At 43.1% G+C, this 14773-nt stretch carries 17 protein-coding genes and 1 pseudogene; 6 read left to right on the forward strand and 12 right to left on the reverse strand.

The window, feature by feature from the left end:
* Nucleotides 1–111 precede the first annotated feature (111 nt).
* From BJP34_RS38145 to BJP34_RS41760, 4 genes are all read left to right on the forward strand, one after another.
* A complete protein-coding gene (locus BJP34_RS38145) occupies nucleotides 112–279 on the forward strand; it encodes a hypothetical protein (RefSeq protein WP_158517639.1) in 168 nt (55 codons plus the stop codon).
* A gap of 23 nt (nucleotides 280–302) precedes the next feature.
* The gene (locus BJP34_RS34255) at nucleotides 303–1199 is read left to right on the forward strand and encodes an ROK family protein (RefSeq protein ID WP_070397030.1); all 897 of its coding nucleotides are present in this window, start codon (nucleotides 303–305) and stop codon (nucleotides 1197–1199) included.
* A 212-nt stretch (nucleotides 1200–1411) separates the two neighbouring features.
* Nucleotides 1412–1987 (forward strand): Uma2 family endonuclease, encoded by a 576-nt coding sequence (locus BJP34_RS34260; RefSeq protein ID WP_070396193.1) that lies wholly within the window; start codon nucleotides 1412–1414, stop codon nucleotides 1985–1987.
* Between the two features lie 270 nt (nucleotides 1988–2257).
* Complete coding sequence (locus tag BJP34_RS41760) at nucleotides 2258–2446, forward strand: hypothetical protein (RefSeq protein ID WP_149031340.1); 189 nt, start codon at nucleotides 2258–2260, stop codon at nucleotides 2444–2446.
* 171 nt (nucleotides 2447–2617) lie between these two features.
* Here the strand turns inward: BJP34_RS41760 and BJP34_RS34270 are convergent.
* Nucleotides 2618–3283: pseudogene (locus tag BJP34_RS34270) on the reverse strand (CP12 domain-containing protein).
* 153 nt (nucleotides 3284–3436) lie between these two features.
* Here BJP34_RS34270 and BJP34_RS49825 point away from each other — a divergent pair.
* The gene (locus BJP34_RS49825; protein WP_267876441.1) at nucleotides 3437–3571 is read left to right on the forward strand and encodes a hypothetical protein; all 135 of its coding nucleotides are present in this window, start codon (nucleotides 3437–3439) and stop codon (nucleotides 3569–3571) included.
* Between the two features lie 79 nt (nucleotides 3572–3650).
* Here the strand turns inward: BJP34_RS49825 and BJP34_RS34275 are convergent, their stop codons facing one another.
* The 5 genes from BJP34_RS34275 to BJP34_RS34285 form a co-directional block, all read right to left on the reverse strand.
* Nucleotides 3651–4034 (reverse strand): Mth938-like domain-containing protein, encoded by a 384-nt coding sequence (locus tag BJP34_RS34275; RefSeq protein ID WP_070396195.1) that lies wholly within the window; start codon nucleotides 4032–4034, stop codon nucleotides 3651–3653.
* A gap of 305 nt (nucleotides 4035–4339) precedes the next feature.
* A complete protein-coding gene (hcp, locus tag BJP34_RS34280; protein ID WP_070397031.1) occupies nucleotides 4340–5992 on the reverse strand; it encodes a hydroxylamine reductase in 1653 nt (550 codons plus the stop codon).
* Nucleotides 5993–6081: 89 nt separating this feature from the next.
* On the reverse strand, nucleotides 6082–6291 hold the full coding sequence (locus BJP34_RS41765) for a hypothetical protein (RefSeq protein WP_149031341.1): 210 nt from the start codon (nucleotides 6289–6291) through the stop codon (nucleotides 6082–6084).
* A gap of 199 nt (nucleotides 6292–6490) precedes the next feature.
* Nucleotides 6491–6763, reverse strand: coding sequence for a hypothetical protein (locus BJP34_RS41770; RefSeq protein WP_149031342.1), 273 nt, complete (start codon nucleotides 6761–6763; stop codon nucleotides 6491–6493).
* 24 nt (nucleotides 6764–6787) lie between these two features.
* Nucleotides 6788–10741: a hypothetical protein gene (locus BJP34_RS34285; RefSeq protein ID WP_070396196.1), complete on the reverse strand. Its 3954-nt coding sequence runs from the start codon at nucleotides 10739–10741 to the stop codon at nucleotides 6788–6790.
* 6 nt (nucleotides 10742–10747) lie between these two features.
* Here BJP34_RS34285 and BJP34_RS45220 point away from each other — a divergent pair, with 6 nt between their 5' ends.
* On the forward strand, nucleotides 10748–10987 hold the full coding sequence (locus BJP34_RS45220) for a hypothetical protein (RefSeq protein ID WP_158517640.1): 240 nt from the start codon (nucleotides 10748–10750) through the stop codon (nucleotides 10985–10987).
* 108 nt (nucleotides 10988–11095) lie between these two features.
* On the opposite strand, the gene BJP34_RS34290 is transcribed toward BJP34_RS45220, so the two are convergent.
* The 6 genes from BJP34_RS34290 to psb34 all read right to left on the reverse strand — a co-directional run bounded on the left by BJP34_RS34290 (nucleotide 11096) and on the right by psb34 (nucleotide 14590).
* Complete coding sequence (locus tag BJP34_RS34290; RefSeq protein ID WP_070396197.1) at nucleotides 11096–11602, reverse strand: Dps family protein; 507 nt, start codon at nucleotides 11600–11602, stop codon at nucleotides 11096–11098.
* 123 nt (nucleotides 11603–11725) lie between these two features.
* On the reverse strand, nucleotides 11726–12499 hold the full coding sequence (locus BJP34_RS34295) for a ChaB family protein (RefSeq protein WP_229424166.1): 774 nt from the start codon (nucleotides 12497–12499) through the stop codon (nucleotides 11726–11728).
* 582 nt (nucleotides 12500–13081) lie between these two features.
* Nucleotides 13082–13330 (reverse strand): hypothetical protein, encoded by a 249-nt coding sequence (locus BJP34_RS34300; RefSeq protein WP_070396198.1) that lies wholly within the window; start codon nucleotides 13328–13330, stop codon nucleotides 13082–13084.
* Between the two features lie 53 nt (nucleotides 13331–13383).
* Nucleotides 13384–13707 carry a hypothetical protein gene (locus tag BJP34_RS34305; protein WP_070396199.1) on the reverse strand — a complete coding sequence of 108 codons (324 nt, stop codon included), beginning with the start codon at nucleotides 13705–13707 and terminating at the stop codon, nucleotides 13384–13386.
* 168 nt (nucleotides 13708–13875) lie between these two features.
* Nucleotides 13876–14175 carry a hypothetical protein gene (locus BJP34_RS34310; RefSeq protein ID WP_070396200.1) on the reverse strand — a complete coding sequence of 100 codons (300 nt, stop codon included), beginning with the start codon at nucleotides 14173–14175 and terminating at the stop codon, nucleotides 13876–13878.
* A gap of 70 nt (nucleotides 14176–14245) precedes the next feature.
* Nucleotides 14246–14590: a photosystem II assembly protein Psb34 gene (gene psb34, locus BJP34_RS34315; RefSeq protein WP_070396201.1), complete on the reverse strand. Its 345-nt coding sequence runs from the start codon at nucleotides 14588–14590 to the stop codon at nucleotides 14246–14248.
* Nucleotides 14591–14773: the final 183 nt, after the last annotated feature.

The raw sequence follows: 14773 nt of genomic DNA on the forward strand, positions 1-14773 counted from the left end.
TATATATAGCACTACGGATTTAGATTAGGACATTCCTAAACTCCGAAACTTAGTCATAGCTGACTTCTGACTTCTGACTTCTGACGCTAAGCGTAGCGCTATAAAACCCTCTTGCCTTTTGCCTTTTGCCTTTTGCCTTTTGCCTATTGCCTTTTGCCTATTACCTATTGCCTTTTGCCTTTTGCCTATTGCCTATTGCCTATTGCCTTTTGCCTTTTGCCTTTTGCCTTTTGCCTATTACCTTTTGCCTTTTGCCTTAAAATGCCTAAGGACAAATGACTCAGGACAAAGACTCAGGACGAATGACTCAAGCCATAGGCGTTGATTTAGGTGGCACTGCGATTAAGTTGGGACGCTTCCGTGAAGATGGAACCGAATTGGAGTCTCTAACAGTAGATACACCCCAACCAGCAACACCAACAGCGGTGATCGAAGCAATAGTAGCAGCAATCTCTCGTCTCGATACCAGGGAAGAAGTAATGGGTATCGGGGTTGGATGTCCTGGCCCTGCTGATGTTGCTGGAAGAATTGCTAAGGTTGCCATTAACCTAACGGATTGGCACGATGTTCCCCTAGCCGATCACTTAGAAGCCAAAGTCGGTTATCCCACAGTTGTTGCTAATGATGCTAACTGTGCTGGTTTAGGAGAAGCTTGGTTAGGGGCTGGTCGTCGGTTTCGGAATTTGATTCTACTCACCCTAGGCACAGGGGTAGGAGGGGCAATCATTTTCGATGGTCAACTCTTCACAGGTCATCTCGGGTCTGCTGGGGAGTTGGGCTTAATTAATCTATATCCCGATGGTCCCGAGGGTAATAGTGGTAATCGGGGTTCTCTAGAGCAATACCTTTCCATTAGGGCAATCCGAAGCAACAGTGGCAAAGAACCAGCAGAACTTGGTAAATTAGCCCAGCAAGGAAACCAGGAAGCCTTAGAATTTTGGGCAGATTACGGACGCTTATTAGGGATTGGGCTAACTAGTCTTATTTATCCACTGACACCAGAAGCCATTATTATTGGTGGTGGTATAAGTGCTAGTGCCGAGTTTTTCTTGCCAACAACTCTAGCAGAAATAGAGCAACGAGTTTTGCCTTCCTCCCGTACTGGTTTAGAGTTACTTAAAGCAGAATTAGGGAATCGAGCTGGGATGGTGGGAGCAGCACGATTGGCTTGGCAAAAACATGTAAAAAGTAGAATTTAGAATTTAGAATGAAGAATTTAGAATTTAGAATGGAGAATTGAGAATGGAGAATTGAGAATTTAGGTTGAAGGTTGTTTTGTGGAAAGGATAAATTAGTGCGTAGGGTGTGTTAGGGGCGGGCTTGCCCTAATTTTCTCAGTAGCAAGTTTTGGGACAGCCCGCCCCGTAACGCACCACCAGGTCTGCCCATACCCCATTTATTCCAAAAAACCATGATTGCCAGTCCACAGCTTTACGGGATGACTTCCGAAGAATACCTGGAGTGGGAACCGACTCAGGAGATTCGTTACGAGTATAGCGATGGGGAAGTCTTCGCCATGACCGGAGGCTCGAAACCCCACAACCGGATTGCTTTAAATTTGGCTAGTGATCTAAATACTCACCTACAAGACAGTAGCTGTGAGGTTTATATGGTAGATGTGAAGGTAAAAATATCTTCAGTTCGTTCCTACCACTATCCAGATGTAGTAGTAACTTGTGATTCCAGAGATCAAGAGTCTAACCAGTTTATTCAGTACCCCTGTCTGATTGTAGAAGTGCTCTCACCCTCTACAGAGGCATATGACCGGGGCAGTAAGTTTGCCAAATACCGCAAGCTAAAAACCTTGCAGGAGTATGTTCTAATCCAGTCAGACACCATAGGAGTAGAGTGTTTTAGGCGTAATCAGCAAGGGTTTTGGGTGCTTTATCCCTATGAAAAAGGGGATACATTTACCCTCGAAAGTGTCAATTTTTCTGTAAGTTTAGAAGCACTCTATCGCCGAGTTAGATTTGATTATAAATCCTAAATTATATAGCAATTATACAATTTGTGAGGTACAATTATCTAGGTTTTAGGGAGCAGGGAGCAGGGAGCAGGGAGCAGAGAAGAGGCAAGAGGCAAGAGGCAAGAGGGAAGAGGCAAGAGGCAAGAGGGAAAAATAATGTGTACCTCATGAGTCCTAGAAACGCTATAAATTTTTTAGGTTCTTCAGTACCTACTATGCTAAATCTATAGTTATAAAAAACCAACAAGCATACTGTGTAAGGCTTATGAGGCTATTTAAGAATAAATTTTTATGAATACTGCCCCTTCCTCCTGCTCCCGTCTTGATGCAGTCGCTCATGGGGGAAACCACGGCAGTTGCTCATGGTTAGAAGTTACCGTCAGACAGTTGAGCCTTGTCTTGATGCAGTCGCTCATGGGGGAAACCCCCAAGACCGCGCAAATCACGCTAATCAATAAGTTTTACCCCTTTTCTGCATAGCCTACCAACCATAAAGGCTCAACGTAATCAGGTTTCGTCTCCGGGGGGAACCCCCAAGACCGCACTGCCTCCCCAAGACCGCGCTGCATCGCTGCTCCCTGCTCCCTGCTCCCTTTGGCAAAGTGTTTATTTAGCATAACAAGTACGGAAGATCCCAAACATTTCAATTGCTTAAAGGTCAAACATCTTGCCTTCTACTGCATCTGGAAACTGCTCAAGATACTTTTCAAACGCTGTTTTAGCCGGTTTTTGATTGCGCTGATAAGCTGCTTCAGCTTGCATTTCTTCCACAATATCCCACGCCACAGCGCAGTCCTCGGATTTTATTCCTTTTTCAGCACAAATAGCGCGAGCACTTTCTATATATTTCTCAATTTGTTCTTCAAAAATAACTTCTTGAGGATTTTCGACAAAATCACTTTTGATGAGAATATCGGTGGTGGAAATAATGCCAATCAATTTGTCTTGAATGATTGGAGCACAGCGAATCCCTGTATTAGCAAACAACCGCGCTACATACTCTACACCAAGATCAGGATTAACGGTAATGCAAGGTTTAGTCATCACCTCATAAACCCTTACCTTTTTGGGATCTTTACCATAGGCAGCCACCTTTCTTGATGCAGTCGCTCATGGGGGAAACCCCCAAGACCGCGCTGCATCGCTGTTAACAATATCGGTTGCCGTGACAATGCCATAAGCATCTTGTTCGTAGCGACGCTCAACTATCAGGCAAATTAGGCCTTGTTCTTTCATCAAATTAACGGCTTCAGCTACTGTTGCGGAACCCCCAATAGTGATTACGTTTGTGGTCATAATATCTGCTGCTTTCATCATGATGCCACCTCTACAAACAGTAGTAACAATTGTGTTTATACTTGCTACATCTAAATGATAGCTTATCTAGGAAAAAATTGCTTTTAGCAAAGTTTTTTTTACTTACTTACACTCTCTGCTGACGGCTGACAGCACCTCAAGTAGCGTGACCTTTTGCCTTGGCCAAAGCTTACCTCTTTTATTGAATTAAAAAGCTGTTCGTGTAGGGTTGGCATTAGGAATTGTGAGAATTTTTGTTCCCTGTTCCCTACTCCCTGTTCCCTGTTCCCTGTTCCCTGTTCCCTTTAGTATATGACATCCCGAAAACCCCGCTAACTATACTGTTGCTAATTTAATTTTTGCCATCCTTGCTCAAGCTGATAACAAGTTAACAAGTCGAATGAAATATACCTCCGACTTTTTTACCTTGTTTCATCAAACTGTTGAATAAGTCTACAGCTAGTTTAGTATGGCCGATATAATACTCAATTCCGCTTTGACGGAGCAATTCCTCAGTTTCAGGACAGGTTTGTAGCATTAGTTGCATACCACGGGACAAAACGATAAACTCTATACCCTGTGCCAAAATTTCTTCGATATCGGCGGGTTGAATACCGGGCTGATGGCGAGTACCGGTAAGTCTCCAATCCCATTCCTTAGCACCTCCCGGCCATACTTTACAATCTTTGAATTGATAAGTTTCACCATTATTGGTTACTTCCATACGACCCCAAGAGATATGACTAATTAGACTTGTCGGAGATTTGTTCATAATTATTGCCTTTCTTTCTCGTAACTTCCCAAACTCTTACCCCTACTCCCTACTGCTGTAACCTATTGCTTCTATTCTTGTTTGGTTCTAGCAGCAATACACTAATACTGAGGAAAATGTTGACCATCGTTCTTTGGAAATAATTGATGAAAATTCCATCAGCTTTGTGGCACAGGCTTTGGCCTTGGCCAAAAGGCCACGCGGGGCGCGTTTGGCCACGCTGTGCGAACGACGCTGGGACAGAGGCTTCTAGTTTTTGCCACAGGCTTGAAGCTTGTGCTACCTATAGGCTGACCAGTGACCACTTAATGCTTAAGACAAGCTGCCAAATCTTGATCGGGATTAGTAATAGGTTGTAGGTTATACTTTTGTGACAGCAACTTAAACACATTAGGGGAGATAAAGGCTGGTAGGGTCGGTCCCAAACGAATGTCTTTAATCCCTAGATAAAGCAGTGTCAGCAAAACAGCGACAGCTTTTTGTTCATACCAAGATATAATCATTGACAGGGGCAACTGATTCACATCTACATCGAAGGCATTGGCTAATCCTAGGGCAATCTGAATGGCAGAGTAAGCATCGTTACACTGGCCTAAATCTAACAATCGAGGTATCTCACCAATAGCTCCCAATTGTTTATCAAAGAAGCGGAATTTACCACAGGCCAGAGTTAGCACTACGCAATCTTCAGGGACTTTTTCCACAAATTCGGTATAGTAGTTGCGATCGGGTTTAGCACCGTCACAGCCACCAACCAAGAAGAAATGCCGAATTTTTCCCTGTTTGACCGCTTCAATGATTTGATCGGCCACATTTAATACTGCATTACGAGCAAAGCCTGTTATCACTTGGCGCGGTGGTTCATCTGTTGTAAATCCAGGCAATTCTAAGGCTTTTTGGATAACAGGAGTATAGTCAGGAGTGCCGTCGTAATTGTTAGGAAGATGATTTAGACCAGGATATCCCATCGGCCCGATGCTAAACAGTTTATCTTCATAAGTTTCGTGGGTGGGCATTAAACAATTAGTTGTGATCACAATTGCACCAGGAAATTTAGCAAAATCCCGGGTCTGATTCTGCCAAGCTGTGCCATAGTGACCGTACAAATGGGGATAGTTTTGTTTTAATTTAGGATAGCCGTGGGCAGGTAATAATTCTCCATGGGTATATACGCTAATCCCTTTATCAACGGTCTGTTTCAGAATTGCTTCTAATTGTTGGATGTCATGTCCGGAAACTAGAATGGCTTTGCCCTTCCTGGCATTCAGGGAGACGGGAGTAGGAACAGGGTGACCATAGGTATTAGTATGACCGGCATCCAGGAGTTCCATTCCCCGTAGGTTAGTTTCTCCTACTTTAAGGGCCAAGTTCACCCACTCATCTAAATCGAGGTCTTGACGATCGATAGCAGCTAAGGCTTCATGGATAAATTGATAAACCCCGTCATCTTCCTCACCTAATTCTTGGGCAAGGAAAACGTAGGAAGCAGTCCCTTTTATGCCATAAATAACAGTTAGTTTTAGAGAAAAAATGTCAGGGTTATCGCCAACTTTACTAATAAAGGTCAAGGCAACATCTTTTCCTTGTTCACTTAGGCTTTCGTTAAAGTCTGGTTGATAACACGATAACTCAGACCACTCAATAGGACTATCTTCCTCTTGCTCAACTTGAGATTTTAAGTTATCTCGCAAGGTAATTGCCTGACGAATGTATTTGCCAAATCGTTTTCTGTCAAAGTTAACATTAGTCATGGTGGCAAAGAGCATCTCGCAGGTAAAGATATCCACCTCTTTTGTGGAGATGCCTAACTGACGAGCGCGAAGGGCCACGGGAGCAAGTCCTCGCAGACAATAAACTAATAAATCTTGGACAGCATTTACCTCTGGGCTTTTTCCACAAGCACCCCATTGATGGCAGCCTTGTCCGCTAGCCGTTTGTTCACATTGTTCGCAAAACATAACTCTTGGTTGTTTGGTAGATGTTTCTATTGACAATTTTGTAAGCATATGCGCTACGCCCACAGCTGAATGCCTACCTTAGTTAGCTGTTACCGCGCAAAGGCTAATAAGCCTAATAAGTTCTGCTGATAGGACTGAATTCCCTTCATGTATTGCACTCGTTCAAAGGCACTTTGATTAGAACAGTTGATCTGACTGATACTCCCCTGCATCTGCTTAACCGATTCATAGTTATGTTCCTCCATCCAGAAAATCATGGATAGTTCCAGTTGGTGGATATATTCAATGCCATGTCCCAATGAAACTGAATAAATGTGGGTTACTGTTGAGATTTGTGAGGCTTTGGTTTAACAGTTTCCGCTAGCATACACTCTGTCCTTAAGTTAACTTGTTTAGTTAGTTTATTTAACGGTAGTTTTCTAAAAAGTTACCATCAAATTACCGATTTACTTTATAACTCATCTACTTACAGTATAGGCGTTATTCTTAGTTATTCGGTCAGCTAGGAATGAGATTTTTACAAAAATTCAAATTTATATAACTGCTTAAATAAACAACAACTACGTTGTGAAAGTACAATAGCAAAGGGAATAGGGAACAGGGAGCAGGGAGCAGGGAAAAAATCCTGAAATAAACAACAATTAAGTTGTAAAAGTACCAGAAATTCGGGAATCGGGAATCGGGAGTGTGGGGATAGTGGGAAGTGTGGGGAGGGTTAGGTACTTTCATGGCCTTGATGCACCTTTGAATGAAGAATTCTAAATTCTGCATTCTAAATTCTAAATTCTTAATTCTTCATTCTTGCAGCAAGCCATCACAAAACGCCTTCAGTTCCGAAGTCACAGAACTATACCTTAAATCGCTACGTAAGTAAGCACAACCCCTAGCTAAGAGTCCATCCAAGGTGTCCACCCGCCAGAGCTTGATGGTATCCCCGTCTATGGTAGCCAGTTGCGTCCCATCTGGGTTGAAAACCAGGCCAGTCCCCTCGAATTGGGCAATTTGCCGACCCGCTAAATCCCACAGGCGCACGGTACGGTCACCTCCAGCGCTAGCCAGCAATTGACCATCCGGGCTAAATTCCACCTGCTCAACCAAACTCTGATGCCCTTTCAATTGTTGGACTTGACCAGTGTTGATATCCCACAACCTCACCATTCCGTAATCTCCAGCGCTAGCAAGCAGTTGACCATTCCGGCTCAATGCCAGCTGGTAAACTCTACCCTGATGCCCCTTCAATTGTTGGACTTGAGCAGTGTTGAGTTTCCACAATCTCACCATTTCGTCAACTCCAGCGCTAGCGAGCAGCTGACCATCCCAGCTCAATGCCACCTGCCAAACGTCACCCTGATGCCCCTTCAATTCCTGGACTTGACTAGTTTTGAGATCCCACAACCTCACGATTCCGTCAACTCCAGCGCTAGCGAGCAGCTGACCATCCCAGCTCAATGCCACCTGCCAAACCCAACCCTGATGCCCCTTCAATTTTTGGACTTGCCCAGTGTTGAGGTCCCACAATCTCACGATTCCGTCAACTCCAGCGCTAGCGAGCAGCTGACCATCCCAGCTCAATGCCACCTGCCTAACCTTACCCTGATACCCATTCAATTCCTGGACTTGCATAGTTTTGAGATCCCATAACCTCACGATTCCTTCCTCTCCAACGCTAGCCAGATGCTGACCATCCCGGCTAAATTCCACCTGCCTAACCTTACCCTGATACCCATTCAATTCCTGGACTTGCATAGTTTTGAGATCCCACAAGTTCACGATTCCGTCAACTTCAGCACTAGCTAGCAACTGACCATCCCAGCTAAATTCCACCTGCTTAACCCGACCCTGATGCTTCCCAAGTTTAGGCTCCTGAATATGGTCAAGAATCCGTTGTAAAGCTAGCATTGGACTAGCAGTAGGATAGTCTTTCAAGGGAGTATTTTTCGTGACCATTGCTCTCAATTCTTTCCCGGTCTCCATAGCTGCTAGTAAGGCATCAAACGGGCTATCCTTAAATTCTTTAAGAGGTGTAGCTCCTGCTCGTTCTAGTTTGGCTCCTTCTTGCTTCCTTGGCTCTAAAATCCGCTTTTCTTCCTCAAACTTTGCCAATTTTGATTCTCGGTCATTATCATATCTCTTACGAATCGGGTCTACTAAATAATCATGAACCAACTGATAGAACTCTTCTGTTCCTAGTGGAATCTGAAACACTAAACCTGAGCCCACTAAAATCTCCAAAATCAGGGTGAGTTCCTCTGGGGGTAAATTTAATACACTAGCTAATTCAGTTTCGGTTTTTATGGGTCGAAGTTGCTTGTCATCGGTCAAGATAGACAACAATTTCCAGGTAGTTTCTCGGTGTTTCGGTCCACAATCGGTAACCACAGCCTCCAGATAACGCTCTACTAGTTTGCCCTTATCGCCCCCTTGCTGATACTGCTCCAAGGTGACAATTCCCTCGGTTTCTAATTGCGCTCCCACCACCTGCAACTCAATCGGACGCACTTCTCCACTGTCTGCTGCTAAATCTGCTACCAATTGCTCAATTAACTCTGGTTCTAAGGAAAACTTAGCCTGATCCGTTAACCGTTCAATCACCGCTTTGGCCTGGGATTTATCAAAATTACCTAAGTAATAGAGGACATCCTTGCTGAGAATATCATTATTGACGACATCTAAACTAATCAGGCGGTTGTTACACTCTAATAAATAATAGATATAATCTTCTCGCAAGGCCAGAATCCCCTTCACGGATTCAAGGCTTAGACAGTCTTTTAAGAATTGATAAAAAACTCGCCGCTGCTGTGGCTGAGGATACTCAACGCAAAATTCTTCAAACTGGTCGAAAATTAGAATAGTCAGTCGATTAGTGTCACTATTGTGTCGCAGCTGGTGGAATATTTTGCCCAGAATTTCCTCCCCCTCTCCCCCCTGCTCTTTGCCAATTATCTTTTTAGCCAACCTATGCTGCCACCGGTTATAAACTGTCAGCAACACCGGCTCCACATCCCGAGCGGCAATAATCTCTTGGTGTAATCTAGGAATTAAACCAGACTGAAGTAGAAAACTTTTACCGACGCCGGAGGAGCCACAAATTACCGTTAGTTTGTGGTCTTTGCGACCAATACGCTCAACTAAGTCATTAATCGCTTTCTCTCGACCAGAGGCAGCAATTTGATCAGCCACAATTCGCTGCTTTTCTTCTGGCGTTGCCTGAGTATCCCTGATTCGCTGGTTGAGGGACAATCGACTAGCGCCCACAAATGCCCGAAACCGGAACTGATACTCGATTGATTGCTGGTATGCCTTAACACAGAAGGCTTTTTGATAATCCCGTTGGTTAAGGTACAGCTGTCGCAATTCTTTCAGAATTTGAATATATAGATCGGGATTAAAGTTAGGATTGGTTTGGTATTTGGCTTGATCTAGATGCCAAATCCCGTAGTGGGGTTGACCGAGATGCTTGTAGGCTCTCCCCAAGGATAAGAGATACCAACCTTGATGAAGTTCCCATGCCCAGTCCAACTGCTCCCGAGTCAGGTCACCAGGGAGTTGAACAGAATTCTTGGCATCGGTAAGGATGTCCAGTGCTTTAGTGGCCAAGTTCTTAACTTGATCCCATTGGAAGCGAGAGATGGCGACTTCTGCGGCTAGAAAGCCGTAATCATGGGCAAGCCAGACCGGGTTGGGATATTCCTGATGGAGGCTTAAGGCTTTTTTACCTAACTGCTCCAACTCATCCCATCGCCTTAGTCTTTGTAGAATTTCTCCCAAGGGATTGATAAACTTAGCCACTAAGTCGGGACGCTTAGCTCGCTCAAAGGCTTGATGCGATCGCAAAAAATAGTCCTTAGCCCGTAGGCAATGTTGCTTACCCTGATTCCGGTCTTGATCGGCATAGCTATGGTACAATTGCCCCATATGGAACAGAACACATCCGTATCGAATGAAATGGTTCCGGACGGCAGAGCGGTGAGAGGGGTAAGCTTCCAGAATACCTTTCCACAGCTCTATACTTCGTTGATAATGCTCTTGGGACTGGTTGAGATCATCGGGAATTCCTCGACCTAAGATAAATTCCACACTGGCTTCTAAGTCTGTCTCTAATGGTACCTGGCGATGTTGCAAGTCTTGCCAAGCTTGGCGTAAGTCAGCCAGCTGCTGGTTACTGATATTCTGTCCATGGTGAAGACCCCCAGCGGCTCCAGCGGCTAAGACTTGAGCAAACCCAAGATCAGTAACCTGTTTGATAAATTTAATTACTTTAGCGGTAGAGATTTGAAAGTCCAGGGTTGAACCGGTTCCCCAACTGGCCAAATCCCTGGCAGAGCGCAGGAATTGGGAATAGACTCGATCATCTACCCAAAATAAAACCGGGACATGGAACTGTTTGCGAAACTCTTCCCGGACTCGATTGGCTAATCTCAGCAGTTGCTCAAGGTCTCTCACCTCCTCAAAGCCATACACCATAATCCCTTGGGGCGGTTGTTGTCCCAGTTGGGATTGAATCTTGCTGTATATCGTCCTGTAGAGCTGGGTGACCTTGGGAGTTAGCCCAATCGGGAGAATCTCGACCGAACAAACCTCGACCAGCTGTTCCATCAACTGGTCTCGCCACTGGGTATAATTACAATGGGCAAAAATTAAAGAAAATTCCGTTTCACTGGCTCCCATTTCCATTGCCCAAGCCAGCTGCTTCAATAGCTGTTGATGATCAGCGTGTTGGTGATGATCCTCTGGCTGACGATTAGTCATGGAGTTATGGCAATCGGTGCTCAGGTGTTTCCAAATTCAAGGTCTGACTATGAGGTGGTGCGTTACGGGACCGGCTGTCCCAACACTCTCGCTCGAGGTGGTCACAGCGGGCCGGTCTTATCACGCACCCTACGCAACTCTTCTTCCGATTCCCGATTCCCGATTCCCGATTCCCGATTCCCGTTCCCCTCCTGGGAGGGGTTAGGGGTGGGTTCCGATTCCCGATTCCCGATTCCCATGGGCTAGTGCTAGCTTAGGGGAAGCTCTAGCCATTATAGCGCTATGCCCAAGGCAAGAGGCAATTCGATTATTATACTCATCAATGGGTTCACTCTAATTTTTTATTAGATGGGGTTAGCTTTGAAGTAGGCTACGAAGCATCCAAACATTTTTTTCATGAGCTGCTATCCGCTTAGTTAGTAAATCGGCGGTGGCAGCATCATCACTTGCTTGAGTATGTTTCAGAACTAGGCGTAGATTGCGGATGATGGCTTCGTTTCCCTTAGTTAAGAGCAAAATCATCTCTTCTGCATTGACAATTCCTTCGGCTTCAGGTATAGAAGCAAGCTTTAGAAATTCGCTATAAGAACCTGGAGCAGGAAACCCAATAGTACGAATTCGTTCAGCTATATTATCCACAGCAGTTGCCATTTCCTTGTATTGTTTTTCAAACAGCTGATGCAGTGAATAGAAATTTGTTCCAGTAACATTCCAGTGGAAGTTATGGGTTTTCAAGTAGAGGATGTGGGTATCAGCTAAAATTTGGCATAAACCTTCGGAAATAGCGTAATGCTCTTGCTGATTATCACTAATGTTTGTCTCAAGGTTAGAGCTAGTCTTGATGGTAAGATTGGTTGTCATGAGTTAATCTCCTTTTTTTGAGTTTGTTTGAAATTTTGTAATTAGTAAAGTTAGTTGGATATAGGGTTAATTGCTAATAACTTCTGATATACTTAAAGTTAAGTATGCCAGATTTTATACAGACTAAACACCGTTATCGTCCTTCTTAAAATTTTGCTCTACAGCATTCCAAGTAGTCATTAAGTCCCTAACTTCATCCTCTGACTCTAAAGCCTGATTGTAAGCATTGATCAATACCTTTTGATCAGCTTCAGATAAGTGAGAACGAATTTCTGGTGAGAGGTCTTCTGGTGAGTCTAGTGAACCATTGGGTTGACGTGGAATAATCATATCTGAACAGACATGAATTTCTTCTCCACCCATTGTTTGAAAGAGGTTAACAATCTTAGAGGTTTCTTCTAAAGGCACTTCAGCCATTAACAGAAATGAACCAGCTTGCAAGTTGGTTTGATAAATCGTGGCTTTATCTTCTGGCATTCCTAAAGCAACTAGAGCTGAAACTAAGCCTGCGCCTGCTCCTCCGGCAACAGCACCACTAGTAGCTCCTAATAAGGCAGCACTCAATGGACCAGCTGCCACTACAGAACCTACAAAGGGTATAAATAATACTCCTACACCTGTGAGGAGACTGAGAAATGAGCCAAATAAAGAACCAAAAATCGCGCCGTTTTTTAACCCGTCTAAAATTACATCCGTGCGAGTAAAAAAACCAGCAATTTGTGTTTTATACTCGAAGTTCTTGCCTATTAATGAAATCTGATCACGAGCAATATTATACTTCAGAAGTTGGCCAATAATTTGTTCAACTTTGTCCTCAGTATTGAAAACTGCCGATACTGGAAAAGTTAATTTTTTTGATTTATCTTTCATTTCTAAAACTGCGGTTTGAGTAGACATAAATTATTTATTTTTTTTGCTAATTTTGCTGGGTTTAATTTTCGGATAACAGCATGGCTGCATCGAAGCATCAGAAGATAACTTCAATGCCGGTGTTAGTAACTATTGATTTGCCCCTAACACTAATGCTGTCTTGAATTAGTCAATGATTGATTCTGAGAAAGGTTGGGTAGTTATCCCAGACAATGGTGAAAAACATCTTGTAGATTATCTACTGTCCAAAGACGTTTTTCAATGTTTCGGTAATATTATCTGTTGGCTCTTATATAGCAATTATATAACTGGTGAGGTACAAATATCTAGGTTTTAGGGAGCAGGGAGCAGGGAGCAGGGAGCAGGGAGCAGGGAGCAGGGAGCAGGGATTAGGAAAGAGCCAAGAGTCAAGAGTGAAACAATCTTGTGTACCTCATGAGTCCTAGAAACGCTATAGTTCAGAGTTTATTTCAGAAAGGGTACTCTTGGTTTTAGCAAAATTTTGCTTTAATTTGCCATCAAATTGTTTAATATTGCCTTCACAATGACCAGTAATATTACCGCTTTTTGATATTATTCTACAGTTTGGTCAATTGGATATTAACTTTTTTAGTTAGTACCAGAACTGCTAATTGTATCGAGTTTATACTTGAGTTGATGTTCTATATTGTCAGTAGTTTTAGCAATGATATTTATAACTTTTTCCAAACGTATTGCTCCCTTGGCGATGTGATTATCAAAACTGGTAACTGCCGCAGCATGCAAGGCACTATACAAAACCGATACAGTACATACTGAAAAGGTAATTATCCTGCGTAATGGCTCTATATGGAATAGATTGAAAGTGATGAAAATCATTCTTTTCTCCTAAATAACTGAGTTGATTAATCGTGCTTATATGAAGAGTAAACCTAATTCACATAACCTGAAAAAATCTCTTTTAATTTGGCAACAGCACTCTCGAAGGAACTATTTAATTCGTTCCAGGCTTTCTCAAAACCATCCTGTAAATCCGACCAAGCGTCTTCGCCAGCTTCTTGAATTTCCGTTAACTTGGCGTTAACAGCATCTCGCTTGGCATAGATTTCTTCAAGTTGCTCTTGGTAAGTAATCGAAGCATCAGCTTGAGCTTGCTTTTCCTTAGCTTGCAGTTCTTCAATTTGAGCATTCAACTTATCTAATTGAGCCTCAACTTTTTCTTGGTAGGCTTGCTTGGTATTCTTTATAGTAATCATAGGATGTTTCTCCGAAAAAATAATCAACAAAAGTTTTGTAAACGTCTGTGGTCTATAAACCAGGCGTAGTCTAACTGACAACAAACGCTGTCACAATTGGCGAAGGTTTGGATTTGATTAATCCTAGTTAGATGAATAGGAAGTCTAATTCACCTAACCTGGAAAAATCTATTGGAATTTGGCAACAGCACTCTCAAAGGAGCTATTTAGTTCGTTCCAGGCTTTCTCAAAACCATCCTGTAAATCCGACCAAGCGTCTTCGCCAGCTTCTTGAATTTCCTTTAATTTGGCGTTAACAGCATCTCGCTTGGCATAGATTTCTTCAAGTTGCTCTTGGTAAGTAATCGAAGCATCAGCTTGAGCTTGCTTTGCCTTAGCTTGCAGTTCTTCAATTTGAGCATTCAACTTATCTAATTGAGCCTCAACTTTTTCTTGGTAGGCTTGCTTGGTATTCTTTATAGTAATCATAGGATGTTTCTCCGAAAAAATAATCAACAAAAGTTTTGTAAACGTCTGTGGTCTATAAACCAGGCGTAGTCTAACTGACAACAAACGCTGTCACAATTAAGAAGCTTATGAACACCATAGCGATCGCTCCCTGGAAAACATAGCGTTTTTGTTGTTGTTCAGAAGGAAACTTGGCTGGATAAACTTCAGGCGTTATGGCGTAGTTATTGACCAAACCTTCTTGGTCTACGGTGTAACCACCCGTGGTGTCAATACTATCTGGGTTAGTTTGGGTTTCATTTAATTGAGGAACAGGGGTGTTGGGGGGTTCATTACCCTCTCGCTTTGCTCTGGCAACTACTTCTGCTGGAATTAACTCGCTACCGTCACTGTAATGTTTTTCTAGGCTTTTGGTTTGATTTGTTTGATTTGTCATAAGTTACCTCACAAGGGTTGATTACAAATTTAGTACAACGTTATTGCGTTGTTATTCTTAACATAGCGTAGTTTTTAGTATTATGTCAAGTGTTTTTATGTATTTTGTTAGTACATTTATTTTTTAAAAAACCCGAAACCCTTACCAGATATGGGATTTATCCTCTCAAAAAAAATGTAAGTA

Origin of the sequence: Moorena producens PAL-8-15-08-1, assembly GCF_001767235.1 — a bacterium.
GTDB lineage: Bacteria > Cyanobacteriota > Cyanobacteriia > Cyanobacteriales > Coleofasciculaceae > Moorena > Moorena producens_A.